Origin of the sequence: Mesorhizobium sp. M1E.F.Ca.ET.041.01.1.1 (assembly GCF_003997355.1) — a bacterium.
Lineage (GTDB): Bacteria > Pseudomonadota > Alphaproteobacteria > Rhizobiales > Rhizobiaceae > Mesorhizobium.
Genome location: NZ_RZSL01000009.1, coordinates 1 through 17389, shown reverse-complemented (window position 1 = coordinate 17389; position 17389 = coordinate 1). Strand labels below are relative to the sequence as shown.

Genomic DNA, 17389 nt, shown 5'->3' with positions numbered 1-17389 from the left:
GATCGAGGTGCTCGCACCTAGTCTTGGAAGCCGCTTGCAGCTTCTTTCACCGCACCGTGGGATCGGCCTTCGATCCCCTTCGAATGTAGCGAGGCCAGCCCATATTATGCACGACGATGGGGCTTTGAGGCTGGCAGTCGAATCTATGATCGGCAGTGTTCATCAGCCGAGGAAGGAGCGCCGCGGCGCGCGCCGAGGCGGTGCGCGAACTCGAGCGTGATCGCCGAGATCGAGGCGAAGGAGCCGCTCGAAGCGCTCGACACCTTCATGGCGCAGAACGCATCGATGATCCAGGCCCAGCATGCAGCCTCCAGCTTCGATGTCCATCGGGTCCTTCAGGCCATGGACCACGAGCCGAGACCGCCGCAAGGCGATGCCGGACTGATGCGGCTGCCGGTGGTCGACATGCAAGGCCGGCCGCTGGCCAGCGAAGCCGAGTTGCGCTATTCCATTTTCCACCGCTTGACCTCGGGCGCGGTGAAGGTGGTGGCGGTGCAGCTAAAGGGAACTCCGACTGGAGCCATGCTGACACGCACGTTCACCGTGGAGGGCGTGCCCTACCGCATGGACCTGTTCGGCGGCAGCAAACTGAAGCCGCCGCAAAAGAGCCTGAACCAGCTTGCCTCTCACCTGCCTTTCACGGCCGCAGAGGCCCCAAGCGGCAAGCTTTTGGCGATCCCCTATGCCGAGACGGCTCCGGGTACGGCCTTTGAGCAGCTGTCGCGGGCCTGGGCGCCGTTCAAGGAAGCCTATTACTATACCCAGCGCCGCGGATTTGCCGCGCCGCCGGGCATCCCCGACATTGGCCCCCATGATTATGCGCTGGAAGGGTGCTTCAAGCTGTCCCTTCTGCCCGACCATCCCGCAGGCGCAGTGCATCCCTTCCGGTTCGAGGGGCGAGACGGCGAGATCGCCTTGCGGCCGCATGACGGCTGCGGCTTCATTAGGGCCTCACTGGCCGAGCGCATGCCGTCCATTGCCCGGGCTCGCCACGACGCTCCCGAGCGGATGCCTGCCTATGCCGATAAAAGGCAATCGGCGGTACCGCCCTCGGCGCTGCAACATTATCCGCGTAGCGTCGAGGTAGCACAGGAGACCCGCGAGAAGGCTCAGGCTTGGCTCGAAACCCATCAAAGCCTCACCGCCGAGGAGCTGTTCCGGACGGTCACGGGCGGGCATATCGAGGGTTCGAGCGCTATCGCCGTGCCGTCCAGCGACGAATGCCTGCATGTGCCGACGGGCAAGAGCAAGACCTTGACCCGTGACGCTGGCGTGCTTGTCGGACGCTCCCCCTATGACAAGCCCAACCTGCGCCCGTTCGCCGCCGACCGGGTCAGGTCGGCGCGCGATGGCGACCGGACCGCGGCGTTCCTGGATCGGTGCGTGGCCTTCCAATATAGCTTCAACTTCGCGCACAGGTCGGGGGCTGGGCTTGCCGCCGACGATCCGACCTTCTTTGCCAAAGGCATCTTGATCGTTGTGCCCGACGAAATGTGGCCGGCGGACTTCGCCGAGCGCGGGGTCGTGATGTCTGCCGAGGACGTAAAGTGCCATTCGTACTGGCTGGAGGAAAAGGACCGGGTCAAGGCCGACACCGCGCTCGAGTGCGTCGGCATCCTGCAGGCGACGGAGGTGTTCGCGCCCGGCTCTTTGGTTGCGGTTCCAAGCGTCGAACAAAAAATGCTCGACGGCGATTTTGATGGCGACACCGTCGTCATCATTGGCGACCAGCCTCGCCTTTACGAGCATGTGCGCCAGTTCGACGCGCAGCTGCAGGCGCGCGGCATCGCCTCGATGAAGCCGCCGAAGTCGCACACGCCGGCCATTGAGAAAAGCGGCTACCAGTTCACCCGGTCCAAGCAGATCCTGTCGGCCACCGGGCTGGTGCTGGAGACCTACAGCTGCCTGCAGCGCAACGTGCTGGCGCAGCCGCTGGAGGCGCAACGCTGGTTTGCCGAGCGTGCCATCTTCGGCACCTACGAGGGCATTCATAATGAGCTCAAGGCCGACATCCGCGCACTGTTGCAGGAAGATCGGCCGGATGGCCAGGCCCTCCATGAGCTCATCGCCAGGGCGAGGGAAGACAGCAAGGCCGCCAGGCATCCGGTGGCCTGCGAACTGGCCGCGTTGTTAGTGGCCGAGCTCCAGGACTGGAACCTGCAGCTCAATAGCGAGCCGGCTCATGAGCAGTCGGAAGTCAAGCTGCATGAAAGCGCCATCAATCTGTTGAGCGTCGGCATCAAGGTCGGCACTGACGCCTACAAGTCCGATACCGGTGCGCGGGTGTTCATGCAAAAAACCACCGAATTGCAGCGGCTCTTGGAGCAGAGGCCGGGCTTCAAGTCGGCGCCATATGTCAAGGCGCAGGCGGCAAAGCTCCACCAGGGCCGGTTCGACGTCGATGGCAGCCTGGCGGATCTGAAGGACAACCCCACGCTGGCGGCATCGGTCATGGAGGCCTCGATCAGACTCGCCGTCGAAAAGCGCATTCTGCTCAGCGCCTTAGCAATCTCGGCCGAAGACGACCGCGCCAGCACGATAACGCTGAGCAGCGAACAGGCCCTTGAGCGGGCCAGGCTCGAAGCCGCCCCCGCCGAAGCGCAAGAAAGCGCGATTACCAAAAATTGTGCATGCGGTTGCCGAGCTTTTGCGGCAGGACGGCATCGAGGTGAAGGTGCCGCATCTTGACCAACGGTCGGGCGGGCAGGTCTGGATAGCCGACGAGTTGACCGGCCAGAGCGTGAGCACGGCGCCGGAGGCCCAACTGGTCACCAATGCCGTGCGCCATGTCTTCGAGATCCCGGACGAGGCTTTTACGCGCGCCTTCAGGAAGGCGGCACTGGCCTTCGAGGAGCGGGACTGCAGCGAGGTCGAGACCACCAACTGGGTCATCAGGATGGACAGGCCGCGGTTACGCGGCGTTCACACGGCGTTCAGAACCGCGCAGAACTATCGCTTCGAGGTCGAGTTCCCTACGCCGGCCAGTTATCGGGCCGAGCTCGCGCACCGCGCGCAGAGCTCACAGCTAGTCCCCATTCCCCGTGGTGCCTGGGAGATATTACACTGGGACTCGTCAGGAGAAAGCAGGTCGAGGGCGGCAGGGACCTCCAGGTCGCCCATCGTCGCAAGACAACAGATTGCGGTCGCTCGCTCGCCGCAAGCCGGCGAGATCCTCGCGGCCCTCGGTACGCGGCCGGTCGTGCTCGTCGGCATGCCGGCGAGCGGCAAGTCGACCATCGGCGCCCAGCTTGCCAAGGAGTTGGGGGTGGAGTTTGTCGACATCGATAAGCATATCGTCGCCGATCACGGCAATCTGATGGAGATGTTCGCCGACCCTGGCCGTGGCGAGGCGCACTTCAGGGACCTGGAGACCAAAGAGCTCGCCAAGCAGCTGGAGAGAGGCCCCATCGTCATCGCAACCGGCGGCGGCTGCTTTGGCAAGGAGTCCAATCAAGCCCTGATTCTTAATAAGGCGAGGTCGATCTGGCTCGACACCCGAGCTGAAAGAGCTCCGCAGGCGCCTCGAGAGGGACACCAGCCGGCCGCTGCTGCAAGGCGCCGACATCGAGCAGAAGGTTGACCAGCTGTACGAAGAGCGCAGTCCGTTCTACCAAAAGGCCGATATCAGGTTGCCCCTCGTCCCGCCCTTTCAAAAAGACAAGAAGGACGCCCGCATTTGCGTGAAGGAACTCTACGCTTTCCTGTGCAGCGACAGAGAAGCCGCTCTGCCCGCTGCCGAGATATCACATGTCTCCGGTGCTTCCGGCACCGCCATCAGCATGTCCCCAACAGCTCAGCGCATGCACGATGATCATCACAACGGCTACGATTGCGGGGGCGGCGTCGTGGAAACCATCCAGGCGCCGGCGGCACTATTGAGTGAAAGGGAACGGCCGCCGCTCCTCGACACCCTCACCGCCGACCCGCAGCCTTTGCTGGCCGGCAATAACGCACGAGCGAATTTAGCGTCTTCCACGAGAAGCAGGGAACGCTCAAGTCGAGGACGATAGCTTAGGCGTCGCAGGTTTGGTGCAGGGTGCGGGTTCGCACCGAATGCTAATAAAAGTGGGAAACGCATGCATAAGTCGTGAGAAGCCTGATGGCCGAGTTGATCCGGCCTGGATGACACAAACGTACAAAGACGAACCGCCGGTGCCGGGTCGCGCGCCAAATCCTGGTGATCGACCGGAAAGGATCAGCTCCGAGTCTAAACGGCATCGTCAACTTAATGAAGCGCGGATACTATGACAGAGTGACCCAATCCACCGCCGCGCCATTGCGTCGGTTTCGACAGATAAGATGGATTGGGCAGGCGAGCTCAAAAGAGCGATTGTAAATCGCAGTTGTAGCAGTGTAACAAACTGCGTAACAAAAAGCGCGAAAAGATTAGCATTTTCAGCAGGATAGGCGTGAAACCGAATCCCTCCCTCTCCGCCATCCTGCTTCGCTCTTCGAGCTTCGCAGGACAAGTCCAACCTTCCGCGCGAAGCAGGATGCGCTCCGAAGCTTCAGCGAAGGAGGGCCGCTCGTTTGTCTCGAGCTTATTCGCTCTTCGAGCTTCGCAGGACCAGCGCAGTCTTCCGCGCGAAGCAGGATGCCCTCCGAAGCTTCAGCGAAGGAGGGCGTGCAGCAACGCACATGTCACGTGACAAAAATCCGACCATGGCCGATAGATAGTGACGTGATCTCAGGGGATCATCCTACGGAGGACCGTTCGACATGCGCTCTGGGCGGAATCCAACGGTGTTTGGTCGCTCTTTGGATTGGCTGATCGGGCGGACCATAGCGGTTGCCCTTGCAATTGCTTTTTCCTTTTCGCCTTCGCACGCAGCACAGCATCGTCTGCCGAGCGGTTACAAATGGGGCCGCTGCCTGCTTGTTGTTCACGGCCAGACCCGCATATCCGGAAGGTGCTCCTATCAAATCGAGAGGGGCGGCGATTTCAATATCCAGGGCCCCCGGCAGGTTTTTGCGGGCATCGACTATCCCGACACGAATAGTGGCGCTGGCGAAATGTCAAAAGATTACTGGGCCGTCGTCTACAAGGACGGTGATCTTTGGGCAGGCTATGGGAACTCGGATATTCGCGAAACTCACGGAGAGGCAGGAGATTGGGGAGAACTTCGCCGTGCAGGCGCGTGCTATGTTGGGAAGGACGTCCGGGTGTGCCTTTGGCGTTAGCCGGCCCAAGGCGATTGCAAGGTTGAGTTCAAGCAAATCGATTGGTGGCAAGCTGGTCGCCGCCCGGTTGACTCGGGTGGTCTTTCTCCCGGTCGGTACGGGCTTCGCACGCTTAAGCGCAAGCTCGAACTGAGCAGAATACCCTCGGACGTCTCGAAGCCCTATCGAACGTTCCGCTCGCGCACAGCTATGCCGTCGCCCACCCGGTCGCTCGGGTGCAGCACGACCTCATCGCCTTCCGACAGGCCGGACTCGACCTCGGCCACCCTGCTGTTCCGGTGACCGATCTTGACCACGGTCGTACGCGCCCGTCCGTTCTTGGCGAGATACACGGCCCAGTCGTCGCCCTTTCGAAACAGCGCCGCCACCGGCACGCTGAGGACATTATCGTCCCGCCAACTCGTCACGTGCACGATCACACGGTAGTCGTGTCCTAGCTGCGACCATGTTTCGGGAGGATCGACGAAGTCGATCTCGGTGCGGACACGCTGCTCCTCGATCCCAAGCGCTGAGACCTTGAGGAAGCCGGCTGGATCGACTCGTGTCACCTTGCCTCGAAGCGTAGACCCTCCCCAGCCGTCGATCCGGACCGCCGCACCGGGTCTTATCTGCACTGCATCGGTCGAAAGCAGGTCCACCACCACCTGCAGGTCGAGCGGGTCGCCGATCTCGACAAGCGGCGCGCCCGGCTGGACCATGCCCTCGCTCTCCTGAACGATCTTCAGGATGCGGCCGCTCACTGGAGCATGAAGTTGGATGCAGCAGGCCGGATCTGATTGTGTGGCATCCTCGGCAGGCTGGCCGAGCCGCGTCTGGATCATCGCCTGCTCGTTGCCCCGGACTTCGACCTGCGCCTTCGCGCTCGCCAAGGCAGCCTCGTTGGTGTCGACTTCGAACCTCGCCTTATCGAGAGCCCCCTGCGATATCGCCCCGGTCTTGGCGAGCTTTTCGGCCCGCTCGAGTTCCGTGCGAGAATACCCGAGCGCCGCTTCGAGCCGCTTTACTTCCGCTTGCGCGAACGTCACGGCCGCCTCGGCCGCGCCGAGCGCCGCCAGCAACTCCTCATGTGTGCGGACATCATGAAAGCTGGGGGTAGCGGCCTGCATCACCGCCACCACGGTTTCGTCCTTGGTGACCTGGTCGCCGACATGGCGCGGCGGCGAGATTCTGAGAACCTTGCCGGCGATCGGCGCGGATACCGTATAGACGTGGCGCACTTCGGTCTTGGCCTCGTCATCGACAGTGGCCTCCATCGGGCCCCTGGCCACCGCCGCCAAATCGACGAGGATGGGCTGGGGCCAGGCGAACCAGAGTCCTGCCGCAACGATCACGGCGACAACTGCGGCGCCGGTTATCCTTTTCGTCCAATTGATGCGCATCGTCTTCAATCCCGTGTCTTGAGAACGGCAACAAGGTCCAATCGATTGACCCGCCTGCGGACGACCCAAGCAGAAAGCACCGCTGCGGCGATGACGATCGCGCTGGCGAAAGCGAAGGTGGCGGGCTCGACCACGGCGCGCACCCGCATCAGCTCGCCGGCCAGGTTCGTCTTCATGATCCAGGCAAGACCGTAGCCCATGGCCCAGCCTGGCGGCTGCGCGATCAAGGTCAGCAAGGCGAGTTCGAGCAGGAGGATGCGCAGCACTTCGGCGCGCGTGAAGCCAAGCACGCGCAGGCTTGCCAGTTCGCGGGCGCGCTCGGACAGGGACACGCGAGCGCTGTTGTAGACCACGCCGAAGGCGATGACGGCGGCCAGCCCGGTATAGATGCTGGCCATCGTCGTGATGATCAGCGCAGTGACATTGCGGAAGTTGGCGAGGGAGGATGCATGGAGGGACAGGCTGCTCACGACGGGCATGGCCTTGAGGGCGGCGTAGAACTCATCCTGCCTGCTCTCGTCTAGGCTGACATTGACACCATTTGCCGCGGGGACTTCGCGCAGCAGCTTGGTGAGCGCCTCCTGATTCATCATCCCGCGGATGCCGAGATAGTCCTCGACCAACGCCGCAACGGGAAGCACAACCGTCCGCCGCTCGCCGTCCAGCAGATCGACCTCGACCGTGTCGCCGATCTGAACCTTCAGGATCCGTGCAAGCATTGCAGAGATCGCGAGGCCCGATTCCGGCAGCACGACCGGCCGCAGGTCAGCGTCGATGATGCGGTTGAGCTCGGCGTCGCGAGGCCGGGCGCGGATGATGATCCGGCGCTCGATATGGCCGTTGCGGATACGGACCGGGACTTCCCGATAGGGCTCCGCGGTCAGCACGCCTGGAAGCCTTGCGATCTGAATGGCGACTTCCCGCGGACGCTTTTCGAAGAAGCTGACGGTCGCATCCTGACGATCCGCCAGGAAGTAGGTGACATCAATGAGCTGCTCCATCGTGCCGCCGAGAAAGAGCGACACGATCAGGATCGCTGTCGCCAGCGCCATGCCGAGCGTGGTGAAGAGGGAACGGATCGGATGGCTGGTGATGTTGCGCAGCATCATCGTGGTCGGCTGCGAAACGAAGCCGGCCATGCTGACGCTTGCGGGCAGCACGCTGCGGAAGCTTGGCGGCGTGGTTGGCTGCATCGCCACCGCCGGAGCCAGAGCGACGACCTCGCGCAGGGCGCGCAGTGCCCCAACCATGGCGGCGAACAGGCTCAGCGCACCCGCGATCACGTAGAGATCGGGATTCTTGACGAAGACGAGAAACGGAAAGCGGAAGAAGCCGGCCAACAGATTGGTCATGTAGGCGCCGAGCCAGGTGCCAACGGCGCTGCCGATGGCGATGCCGATCAAAGCGATGATGCCGACGAATTTCAGGTAGTGCAGGACGATGCTGGCGTTGCGATAACCCAGGGCTTTCAGCAGGCCGATCTGTTCGCGCTCGAGCGAAACCAGACGGCTGAGGGTGAGGTTCACCAGGAATGCGGAGACCAACAGGAAGATCGGTGGCAGCGTGCGGCTCATATTGTTCAGCATGTCGAGCTCGTGATCGAGCCAGGCGTGCGATATCTGGTCCTTGCGTCCATGGGCGGCGCGCCCGCCATAGCGGTCGAGCAGCGCATCGAGACGCGTCGTCGTCTCGCGCTCCGATGTCCCCGGAAGAAGTTTGAGCGACACGGACGAAAATGCGTTCTTCAGGTCGTAGGCGCTGGCCAGGGCGCGCTCCGACATCCAGACGATGCCGAAGCGGCGACCGTCGGGGATAATGTCGCCTGGACCGACTGCGTAGATATATTCAGGCGAAAGGGCGACTCCGACGATCGTCAGGTCGCGCTTGCGGCCGTTTAGGATTGCCGCGAAGCTTGACCCCAGCGTGAAACGATGCGCTTCGGCAAAGTTTTCGTTGACGACGACCTCATCTTCCCGGCTCGGGTCCGGTGTGCGGCCGACGCGCATGTAAAGCCGGTTGAGCGGCGGCTCGCCGATTTCCGGCAGCGAGATGACCATACCGGTGGCCGGCTCGGAAAAACCCGGTATGTCGAGCAGCGCGAACTTTGCGATGCGTGCATCGACGGCCACCACCCCCGGAATTTCGGCGATCCGGGCGATGAGGGCCTTTGGCGCCCGTCGCACCGTGGCGAAGACATCGCCGAAACCGTAGCGCTCGTAATAGGCGATCCTCGTCTCGTCGAGAGAGCGGTAGGAGCCGACCGCGAGGAGCAGCGTCGCCACCCCGCCGCCAACGACCAGCGCAATGGCCAGCACCTGTGCCCAAAGGCGGACGAGATCGCGAAACAGCTTTATGTCCAGGGCGCGCATGTCTTCACCAGTGCAACTCGGCGACCGCGCGCCGGGCCTCGTTGGTGACGGCTTTGGATATCTGCCCATCGCTGAAGAACAGGACACGATGCGCGACTTCCTGGATGATGGCGTTGTGGGTGATGATGACGGTGGTCGTGCCGAGTTCGGCATTGACCTTCATCAAAGCATCGATCACCCGAACGCCTGTCCTGGAGTCGAGCGCGCCTGTCGGTTCATCGCAGAGCAGCACCTCCGGACGCTTGGCGATCGCGCGGGCGATGGCGACGCGCTGCTGCTCGCCGCCGGACAGCTGCGCCGGGAAATGATGCATGCGCGGCTCCAGCCCGACGAGAGCGAGAGCTTCCTCGGGACGCATGGGGTTGTCCGAAATCTCGGTGACCAGCGCGACGTTCTCGTAGGCCGTCAGGCTGGGGATCAGATTGTAGAACTGGAACACGAAGCCGACATGCCGGCGGCGATAGGATGTCAGTCCTCGGTCATCGAGGTCGGTCAGCCGCAAATCCTTGAAGGACAGCTCGCCGCTGGTCGCGTGATCGAGCCCGCCCATGATGTTGAGCAGTGTCGATTTCCCGCTGCCCGACGGGCCGAGCATCACCACCACCTCGCCTGCGGAAATGTCGAGATCCACGCCTCGCAGCGCGTGCACCTGCGTCTCGCCCGAGACATAGGTCTTGGTCAGATGCTGAGCGGCAAAAACTCTTTCAGCCATGCTTCTTGAACCTGCCTCGGCCGCTCCTCAAAACGCGGCTATCGTGCCAGCGACGAAATCTTCGATGAGCTCCGGAATTCGGCCCAGGCGATCTGCTGTGATTGCCTCCGCGGATCGCCTGACCTTCGCGATTGGCAAGCCGTCGCGCGTCGCGACTTTCAACTGAACGAGGGCGGGCCGCGTTACCGGGTCGCCGATCCGGCTCACCAACATGCACTCGGCAGCAGCGATCTCGGATAGGTTGGCGCAGATCGCCTCGGCGATATCACGCGCCGCGATGTTGTAGATCTTCCCGACATGCGACACCGGGTTCTTGCCCGCGGCCGCTTCAAGGCTCATTGGCCGACAGGGCGTAATCAAGCCATTGACCCTGTTGCCGCGGCCTACCTGGCCGTCATCCCCAGCCTCGGCCGATGTCCCGGTGACGGTGAGGTAGAGCGCGCCCTGGGACGCTCCATCGGCGGCATTGACGTCCACTTCGGACTCTGTGAACCCATGCTGTCGGGCAAGTTCTGCCACGAGTGTCCGAAGCTCGGATCTCTCGGCAAGATAATCGTCGCTGTGAGCGAGATAACGTCCGATCATGGCGCAAGCGACGGTGAGGCGAACCGACCTGCCTTGTCGAACACCCATCACCTTTACATCCTCGCCCCATGCGGGATGTACGCGAATTCGGTCTCTTCCGTTGATGTGCCGTTCGACGTCAAGCACCAGAGTCTCAAGGGCGCTCATCGGCGCGTAGCCAACGCCAATCGAAGTATCATTGGCCAAGGGAGCTTCGGACGTACGCGAAAACAGCTCCTGCAGGTCCTGCGAGCCGGGTCGAGTCAGCACGTGAAACCGGACGTCGCGCTCCGCATCGAGCGCGTGCAGGTTGGATTTCAGCCAAGACCGGGATCCCTCGACCGCTATCTCTTTGACCGGGATATTTTCGCCGCCGGTTTCCGTCGTGGCCCTACCCGCCAGATAGATGTTTATCGGACTGGTGAGAGAGCCGCCCCCGAAAGCGGGCACGGAGCGACCGCCCAGCAGAAGCGCCTTGTCCACGTTGTGGTGAAGGATGCGATCGAAGCGTCGAGAATACTCCAGGCACAGATTGCGCGAGAATGTTTCAGCAAGGGCATCGCAGATGGTGTCCGGGTGCCCCAATCCCTTACGCTCGACGACTTCGACCGGGTCATCGGGAACGTCATATGCCGTGAGCAGCAGCTCTGGTGTTGACGAGGCTTCAGGGAGCGACATGGCTGCGCATCTGATTACAAGCGGCTGGTCATGACGGCTTGCCTTCACCGGACTGGCCGCTCAATCTGGCAAGGACGCGATCCAGTCGCGGCAGGAATCCGGGGACATGTTTCATGTAAGCGCGATACGCGTCGCCAAATTCGGCAACCGCTTCGCGCTCCTCGGCCTGTGCGAGCCTCACATACATGACGACCAGCACCGGGAACATTGCGAGCGTGAGCAGCGTCGGCCACTGAACGAGGAAGCCGAGCATGACCAGGATGAAGCCGACATATTGCGGGTGGCGGACATAGCTGTACGGTCCGCCCGTTGCGAGAGAGCGGTGCTGCTGGGCGTCGTAGAGAACGCGCCACGCAGCCGCGATCAGCCAGAACCCGCCGCCGATCAGGACGAAGCTCAGCAGGTGGAACGGTCCGAAATGCGGATTGACCCGCCAGCCGAACATCATTTCCAGCAAATGGCCGGCATCGTGCGAGAACCAGTCGATCCCCGGATAGCGGGCCTGCAGCCAGCCGGACAGAAAATAGATGGTGAGCGGAAAGCCGTACATCTCCGCGAACAGCGCGACCAGGAACGCGCTGAAGGCCCCGAACGAACGCCAGTCCCGCCCGGTCTGCGGCTTGAAGAAGCTGTAGGCAAACAGGATGAAGACCGCGGAGTTGACGATCACCAGGCTCCAAAGGCCGTAGGCTTGGGTCTCGTCGCTCATGACGGATTCCTTTCGTCGGACCGGTTGCGGTGGCCGCCGTGTCCGCCATGGCCATGTCCCCCATGCATGAAGAAGTGCATGAAGACGCAGCCTAACGGCAGCAGGTAGAACAGCGCGCCAAGGACATGGGCGCGGTGCTCGGTGAAAAGCAGGAACCCGCCGATCGCAAGAAAGCCGAGCAGGACAAGTCCGGCTCGTGAAGCCAGAAAGGGGCCTTGCGGCGGCTGGCCATCGTGCGAATGCTCATGAGTAGACATGAATCACTCCAATCCTTCCTTAATCCGTCGCCAAGGGCGAAGTGTTAGCCTCCCCGGACGTGACGCCAACGATCCATCATTGGCCAGGCTTGCGTTGGTCTCGACGTAATCCTGGAACCTCCGGGAACGGTTGGAACCCGAAGTAGGCTGCCGTTGCCATCGCTGCCGGGCAGGCCAAAAGCAGAACCACCGTGAGCGCCGTCCACCATGAGACCCCGAACAGAAGGAGGACGGCACCGCTCAGCACCAGCATCACCGGCAGGCAAGCCCAGGCCAGGCGATACGGTGCGGGTGGTCTTACCCCGGGCTCGGGGTCGTCATTGGCAGGCGTTTGAAGCAGTTTGGTAGTCATCTCATTCCTCCTGATCACGCCAAGGAGACCTTGGCCCGTTTCAGCAGCGCCGAGTTGAGGATCACCGACAACGAGCTCAGCGCCATTGCCGCCGCAGCGACGATCGGGTTGAGGAAGCCGAGCGCGGCGATCGGAATGCCGATGGTGTTGTAGATGAAGGCCCAGAACAGGTTCTGCTTGATCTTGCGAAGGGTGGCACGCGACAGCCGAATCGCCATCACCACCTCGCGCATATCGTCCTTGATGAGGATGATGCCACCGGTCTCCTTCGCCACATCTGATCCAGAGCCGATTGCGATCCCGATGTCTGCGGTGGCGAGCGCCGGGGCATCGTTGACGCCATCACCGACCATTGCAACCATCTTCCGCTCGGCCTGCAACTCCTTGATGATCCTGGCCTTGTCGCCGGGAAGTACCTCGGCAAAGACGCGGTCGATACCGAGTTGGCGGGCGATCGCGGTTGCGGTGCGCTCGTTGTCGCCGGTCAAGAGGACAACCTTGATACCTTCGCTGCACAGCGCGGCGACCGTCTCCTTTGCCTCCGGCTTCAAAGTGTCGGCTACGGCGATGATGCCGATCGGCCTACCGTCGACGCCAACGAGGATGGCCGTCTTGCCTTCCTGTTCGAGCCGGCTCATCGCCTCGTCGGCGTTGCCGATGTCGATCCCTTCGCAATGGAAGAAGTGCCGGTTGCCGAGAACCACGCGGCGCTCATTGACATTCCCGCGTATCCCGTGCCCTGCGAGCGCCTCGAAGCCCGTCACTTGCGGCAGGTCGAGTCCGCGATGCGCGGCCGCGCGCACGATCGCTTCGCCCAGCGGATGCTCCGAGCCGACTTCCACCGCCGCTCCGAGCCGCAAGACTTCGTCCTCGCTGCTGCCGCCAAGCGGAACGACGTCCGTCACCGTCGGTTCGCCGCGCGTGAGCGTGCCTGTCTTGTCGAAGACGACGACGTTCAGCTTCCTTGCGCGCTCCAAGACCTCGGCACCGCGGATCAGGATGCCGGCCTCGGCTCCCTTGCCGACGCCGACCATGAGCGCCGCCGGCGTCGCCACGCCGAGAGCGCAGGGGCAGGAGATGATGAGGACGGCGATGAAGGCCAGCAGCGCCTGCGGGAAATCGCCGGCGATCCACCAGCCTGCGAACGCCAGCATCGCCACGCCGACCACCGCCGGCACGAAATACTGCGTGACCTCATCGGCCAGCCGTTGCACCTGCGCGGTGCTGGCCTGCGCCTCCTCTACCATCCTGATGATCTGGGAAAGCGCTGTATCCTTGCCCACGCGTGTGGCTCTGAAGTGCAGCATGCCGCCCCGATTGAGGGTGCCGCCGATCAGGCTCGATCCTGCAGTCTTCTCGACCGGCATTGACTCTCCGGTGAGCATGGATTCGTCGACCGAAGACCCTCCCTCCAACACTTCGCCATCAGTCGGGATACGTTCGCCGGGCCGCACCACGACGGTCTCTGCGACCATGATCTGTTCTGCGGGGATTTCGGCTTCACCGCCGTCGCGTATGACATGCGCAACGGCAGGCTTGAGGTCCATGAGCTTGCGGACGGCCGCAGACGATCGCTTCTTGATAATCTCCTCCATGTATTTGCCGAGGAGAACGAATGCGATGATGACGGCGGAGACCTCGAAATAGACGTCGCGTTCTTCCACCTTCACGGGCAGAATTTCCGGCGCGAATACGACGGCGACGCTGTAGAGGTAGGCGACCGTCGTGCCGAGCGCGATCAGGAAATCCATGTTCACCGAGCGCGTTCGGATTGCTTGCCAGGCACCGACGTAGAAACTCCATCCGCCGATGAACTGCACGGGGGTGACGAGAATGAAGAGCCAAACGCCCCAGGTGAACCACGGCAGTGCCGGGATGGGCGCCCATGTCAGGAGCGTGGCGCCGGCCGCCAGCGCGATGAAGGCTCCCGCACGTAGAATTGCGAGTGCCAGCACGCCTGTCATCGCGACCGCTACCCGCGTCCGCATCGACTTGAGCTCGCGCTCCGGGTCCTCGAAAGCGCGCAAGCAGCTCTGGCTGCAGAAGTAGTATGTCCGCCCGCCGCGCTCGCATGTGAGCGCTGTCGCCTTGTCGACCATCATCCCGCAAATAGGGTCCTTTGCGAAGGCACCTGCCGCGGCGACGGCTGGCCCGGCGTGCGTGTGGGACATAACGGCGTGATCATGGTGTGTCATCGTTCATGCTCCAGGCGCCGGCAGCAGCAACCAAAGGCCGCGCGGACAAAACGAGGAAAGTCGTGCCTGCCTCTCGGGCCTACGGGATCTCATGACGCGCGCCCGGAGAAGAAGTTGAACAGCGGCCCGAACACCCCGGCGACGTACCAGCCGCAGAGGAAGCTCCACACCAGGCCGAGCACGAAGCTCGGCCAAGTGATCCAGGTGAAGCCGGGGAGCAGTTGAGGCAGCAACACGTGCATGCCGACGTCCGTGACGACGAGGCCGTACAAAACGCACAGCACATAGGTAACGATGAAGAACGATCCGAGGCTCAGTCCTAACGGGATGATTGCAAGGCGTGTCATCGTCAGTCTCCCGATTGCGCCCGCTGCGAGGTCGCGCAGCTCACGCGGTATGCCCGAGCTTTGAGTCGAGATGGGTTCGCCGATGTCTGAGTACTCACGAGGGCTTCCCTCGAAGGTCCGACTTCGCACCTGACGAGATCCGTCCAAATGCGCTGAGCGAACGCGCTTCCATCGCTTCTGTCGTCCTGCCGAAGTGACCATGATCGCGTGAACATGGCACGAAACCTTCTACTCCGCGTTGCCACGATCGGCCGTTCGGAGGAACAGGGCATTGACGCAAATCAATCCCAGGCTCGATCGATAACTTGCACCGTCGACGCGCCGAGCAGGGCGCTAGCTCAGACCACCGCTGCTCACCGCTGGTGCTGATAGGTGAAGTTCACCCGCACAGGAGATTCCCGCTCGGGGACAGCGATGTCGAGCTTGATATCGTAGCGGTCGTTGCTGGGCAGCGCGACGAAATTGCCGTAGGTGACAGTCCCGGCAATCAGCATCGGCTCTAGCCTGATGTTCTGCTGACCGACCTCCCCAAGCCCCGAGACGTTCGCCGTCACCTTGGCGTTCTGGACCCGCGCGCCGGTCTTGGCATCGAAGATAGCGACGACAATGTGGTACTGATGGGTGCCGCGGGGTGCGCCGCCATGCATGCTGCCTTCAGGGTGAGTTTCCGCGTGGCCTCGCACGATGGCAGCCGGCAGGACGCCGAGATAGACGCCGAGGCCGTGCGCGGCCTGATAGTTCTCATCGGCTGCCGCGGGACGAATCGCCGACAGGGCTGCCACAAAAGCGCTGATCAGCAATGCGAAAAGGCTTGCTCGCCATCCGCGCCGGTCCGCAGGTGGTCGTCGCACCTGTGCTTGGTCAGTCGCCATCGACATAACCGTATTCCACTGTCTGAACATGGTGCTTCTCCTTCCTCCACCCAGACGATTCTTGCTTTGTTGCGTGCCCCTCATGCGGTTGCACCGCGCTGCAGGGTGAGAGGCTCGCGCTTGCCCGGCGGTGAGGTTGGCGGGCGGATGCCTTCAAGCGTCGTCCGCTTGAGCAGGAGCGCGTTGAGGGCAACTAGCGCTGAGCTGCCGGACATCGCAAGCGCCGCGATCTCGGGGCTGAGGAGGAACGGATAGAACACGCCCGCCGCGAGCGGGAAGGCAATGGCGTTATATCCGACCGCCCACCACAGGTTCTGATGCATCTTTCGCAACGTCGCCCGCGACAGGGTCATCGCCCCCACAACGTCATATGGATCGCTCTTCATCAGCACGATGTCGGCGCTTTCGATGGCCACGTCCGCGCCCGCGCCGATCGAGAAGCCGACGTCGGCCTGGGTCAGTGCCGGCGCGTCGTTGACGCCATCGCCGACCATGCCGACCTTGAAGCCCTCTTGCTGCAGTTGCTTGATCTTCTCGGCCTTCTGCCCGGGCAGAACGTCGGCGAGCACGATGTCGATGCCGAGCATGCCCGCGATGCGTTGGGCGGTACCGGCATTGTCGCCCGTGAGCATCGCGACACGAATGCCCTTCTCGTGGAGCTTACTGATCGTTGCGACGGCAGTCGGACGCGGTGCATCGGCAATTGCGATCAGTCCCAGCAGCCTTCCCGATCGGGCCACATGGACGACAGTGCGGCCGTCGCCCTTGAGCGCCTCGGCCCTGTCGCCGAGTGCCTGCAGATCAACCACCTGCTCGTCCATGAGGCGTCGGTTACCCAGAAAGATCTGTGCGCCGTTGATCCTGGCGCTGGCACCCTTGCCCTCGATGTTGAGAAAGTCGTCGACGGCCGGGATATCCAGGCTCTGCGACCGCTCGACGATCGCCAGCGCGAGCGGGTGATCCGATCCCCGCTCGACTGCGGCTGCCACGCGCAATACATCGTCGGATTCGATTTCTGCCGCCGGCACAACTTCGACGACCCTTGGCTGTCCCATGGTCAGCGTGCCGGTCTTGTCGAACACGAGCACGTCGAGTTTGGTTGTTTCCTCCAGAGCTGCCGCATTCTTGAATAATATGCCGTTGGCCGCCCCGAGCCCGGTGCCGACCATCACCGCCATCGGCGTGGCAAGACCCAGGGCATCGGGACAAGCGATGACGAACACCGTGATGGTCAGTGTCATCGCAAACAGCAGTGGCTGGCCGAACCACCAGAACCAGACGGCGAAAGTCACCAACCCGACGACGATCGCAGCCAAAACCAGCCATTGCGCGGCGCGGTCGGCAAGCAGTTGGGCCGGCGCCTTGGAGTTCTGCGCTTCCTGAACGAGCCTGACGATCTGGGCCAGGGCCGTATCCGCGCCGATCTTCGTCGAGCGGTAGCGCAGCGTGCCGCTCTTGTTGATGGTCGCACCGATCACCGTATCGCCGACCCTCTTTATGACCGGCATGGACTCTCCGGTGAGCATCGATTCGTCGATGGTCGACTCCCCCTCGATCACCTGGCCGTCGACGGGAAGCTTGTTGCCAGGTCGCAGAACCACGATGTCCCCCAGAGCGACGTCGGCAGTCGCAACCTCGACCTCCTTGCCGTTGCGCAGGACGATCGCCTTGGGCGGCGCAAGGTCGAGCAACGCCCGGATCGCCTCCGATGCGCCCGCCCGCGCACGCATCTCCAGCCAATGCCCGAGCAAAATAAAGACGAGCAGCACACTGG

At 62.7% G+C, this 17389-nt stretch carries 15 protein-coding genes; 4 read left to right on the top strand and 11 right to left on the bottom strand.

Features of this window, described 5'->3' with window-relative positions; all coding sequences use genetic code 11:
* Positions 1-216: 216 nt before the first annotated feature.
* From EOA38_RS02205 to EOA38_RS02200, 4 genes are all read left to right on the top strand, one after another.
* On the top strand, positions 217-2688 hold the full coding sequence (locus EOA38_RS02205) for a hypothetical protein (RefSeq protein ID WP_245455307.1): 2472 nt from the start codon (positions 217-219) through the stop codon (positions 2686-2688).
* On the top strand, positions 2648-3580 hold the full coding sequence (locus EOA38_RS40135) for a shikimate kinase (protein ID WP_245455306.1): 933 nt from the start codon (positions 2648-2650) through the stop codon (positions 3578-3580). Before EOA38_RS02205 ends, EOA38_RS40135 begins: the two co-directional genes overlap by 41 nt.
* Positions 3468-4010, top strand: a complete 543-nt coding sequence (locus EOA38_RS40130) for a shikimate kinase (protein ID WP_306462658.1) — start codon at positions 3468-3470, stop codon at positions 4008-4010. The genes EOA38_RS40135 and EOA38_RS40130 overlap by 113 nt, the downstream gene beginning before the upstream one ends.
* 709 nt (positions 4011-4719) lie before the next feature.
* Positions 4720-5181 (top strand): hypothetical protein, encoded by a 462-nt coding sequence (locus tag EOA38_RS02200; protein WP_127298319.1) that lies wholly within the window; start codon positions 4720-4722, stop codon positions 5179-5181.
* A 161-nt stretch (positions 5182-5342) separates the two neighbouring features.
* On the opposite strand, the gene EOA38_RS02195 is transcribed toward EOA38_RS02200, so the two are convergent.
* From EOA38_RS02195 to EOA38_RS02145, 11 genes are all read right to left on the bottom strand, one after another.
* Positions 5343-6560, bottom strand: coding sequence for an HlyD family efflux transporter periplasmic adaptor subunit (locus EOA38_RS02195; RefSeq protein WP_127298318.1), 1218 nt, complete (start codon positions 6558-6560; stop codon positions 5343-5345).
* A 5-nt stretch (positions 6561-6565) separates the two neighbouring features.
* On the bottom strand, positions 6566-8929 hold the full coding sequence (locus EOA38_RS02190) for an ABC transporter permease (RefSeq protein ID WP_127298317.1): 2364 nt from the start codon (positions 8927-8929) through the stop codon (positions 6566-6568).
* Between the two features lie 4 nt (positions 8930-8933).
* On the bottom strand, positions 8934-9641 hold the full coding sequence (locus EOA38_RS02185; protein ID WP_127298316.1) for an ABC transporter ATP-binding protein: 708 nt from the start codon (positions 9639-9641) through the stop codon (positions 8934-8936).
* A 27-nt stretch (positions 9642-9668) separates the two neighbouring features.
* Complete coding sequence (locus EOA38_RS02180) at positions 9669-10883, bottom strand: methionine adenosyltransferase (RefSeq protein WP_127298315.1); 1215 nt, start codon at positions 10881-10883, stop codon at positions 9669-9671.
* A gap of 28 nt (positions 10884-10911) precedes the next feature.
* Positions 10912-11592 (bottom strand): isoprenylcysteine carboxylmethyltransferase family protein, encoded by a 681-nt coding sequence (locus tag EOA38_RS02175; RefSeq protein ID WP_127298314.1) that lies wholly within the window; start codon positions 11590-11592, stop codon positions 10912-10914.
* A complete protein-coding gene (locus EOA38_RS02170) occupies positions 11589-11849 on the bottom strand; it encodes a DUF2933 domain-containing protein (RefSeq protein ID WP_127298313.1) in 261 nt (86 codons plus the stop codon). The genes EOA38_RS02175 and EOA38_RS02170 overlap by 4 nt, the downstream gene beginning before the upstream one ends.
* Before the next feature lie 76 nt (positions 11850-11925).
* Complete coding sequence (locus EOA38_RS02165) at positions 11926-12201, bottom strand: hypothetical protein (protein ID WP_127298312.1); 276 nt, start codon at positions 12199-12201, stop codon at positions 11926-11928.
* Positions 12202-12215: 14 nt separating this feature from the next.
* Positions 12216-14372: a heavy metal translocating P-type ATPase gene (locus EOA38_RS02160; protein WP_127298322.1), complete on the bottom strand. Its 2157-nt coding sequence runs from the start codon at positions 14370-14372 to the stop codon at positions 12216-12218.
* Positions 14373-14485: 113 nt separating this feature from the next.
* Complete coding sequence (locus tag EOA38_RS02155) at positions 14486-14743, bottom strand: hypothetical protein (RefSeq protein WP_127298311.1); 258 nt, start codon at positions 14741-14743, stop codon at positions 14486-14488.
* Positions 14744-15096: 353 nt separating this feature from the next.
* Positions 15097-15645 carry a hypothetical protein gene (locus EOA38_RS02150; protein WP_245480728.1) on the bottom strand — a complete coding sequence of 183 codons (549 nt, stop codon included), beginning with the start codon at positions 15643-15645 and terminating at the stop codon, positions 15097-15099.
* 50 nt (positions 15646-15695) lie between these two features.
* A partial coding sequence (locus tag EOA38_RS02145; protein ID WP_145965910.1) for a copper-translocating P-type ATPase occupies positions 15696-17389 on the bottom strand: 1694 nt, incomplete at its 5' end.

What these genes read in the sequence shown, in the direction of transcription:
- EOA38_RS02200 (WP_127298319.1), top strand. Translation starts at nt 4,720, where the DNA reads ATGCGCTCTGGGCGGAATCCAACGGTGTTTGGTCGCTCTTTGGATTGG.
- EOA38_RS02195 (WP_127298318.1), bottom strand. Translation starts at nt 6,560, where the DNA reads ATGCGCATCAATTGGACGAAAAGGATAACCGGCGCCGCAGTTGTCGCC.
- EOA38_RS02190 (WP_127298317.1), bottom strand. Translation starts at nt 8,929, where the DNA reads ATGCGCGCCCTGGACATAAAGCTGTTTCGCGATCTCGTCCGCCTTTGG.
- EOA38_RS02185 (WP_127298316.1), bottom strand. Translation starts at nt 9,641, where the DNA reads ATGGCTGAAAGAGTTTTTGCCGCTCAGCATCTGACCAAGACCTATGTC.
- EOA38_RS02180 (WP_127298315.1), bottom strand. Translation starts at nt 10,883, where the DNA reads ATGTCGCTCCCTGAAGCCTCGTCAACACCAGAGCTGCTGCTCACGGCA.
- EOA38_RS02175 (WP_127298314.1), bottom strand. Translation starts at nt 11,592, where the DNA reads ATGAGCGACGAGACCCAAGCCTACGGCCTTTGGAGCCTGGTGATCGTC.
- EOA38_RS02170 (WP_127298313.1), bottom strand. Translation starts at nt 11,849, where the DNA reads ATGTCTACTCATGAGCATTCGCACGATGGCCAGCCGCCGCAAGGCCCC.
- EOA38_RS02165 (WP_127298312.1), bottom strand. Translation starts at nt 12,201, where the DNA reads ATGACTACCAAACTGCTTCAAACGCCTGCCAATGACGACCCCGAGCCC.
- EOA38_RS02160 (WP_127298322.1), bottom strand. Translation starts at nt 14,372, where the DNA reads ATGTCCCACACGCACGCCGGGCCAGCCGTCGCCGCGGCAGGTGCCTTC.
- EOA38_RS02155 (WP_127298311.1), bottom strand. Translation starts at nt 14,743, where the DNA reads ATGACACGCCTTGCAATCATCCCGTTAGGACTGAGCCTCGGATCGTTC.
- EOA38_RS02150 (WP_245480728.1), bottom strand. Translation starts at nt 15,645, where the DNA reads ATGTTCAGACAGTGGAATACGGTTATGTCGATGGCGACTGACCAAGCA.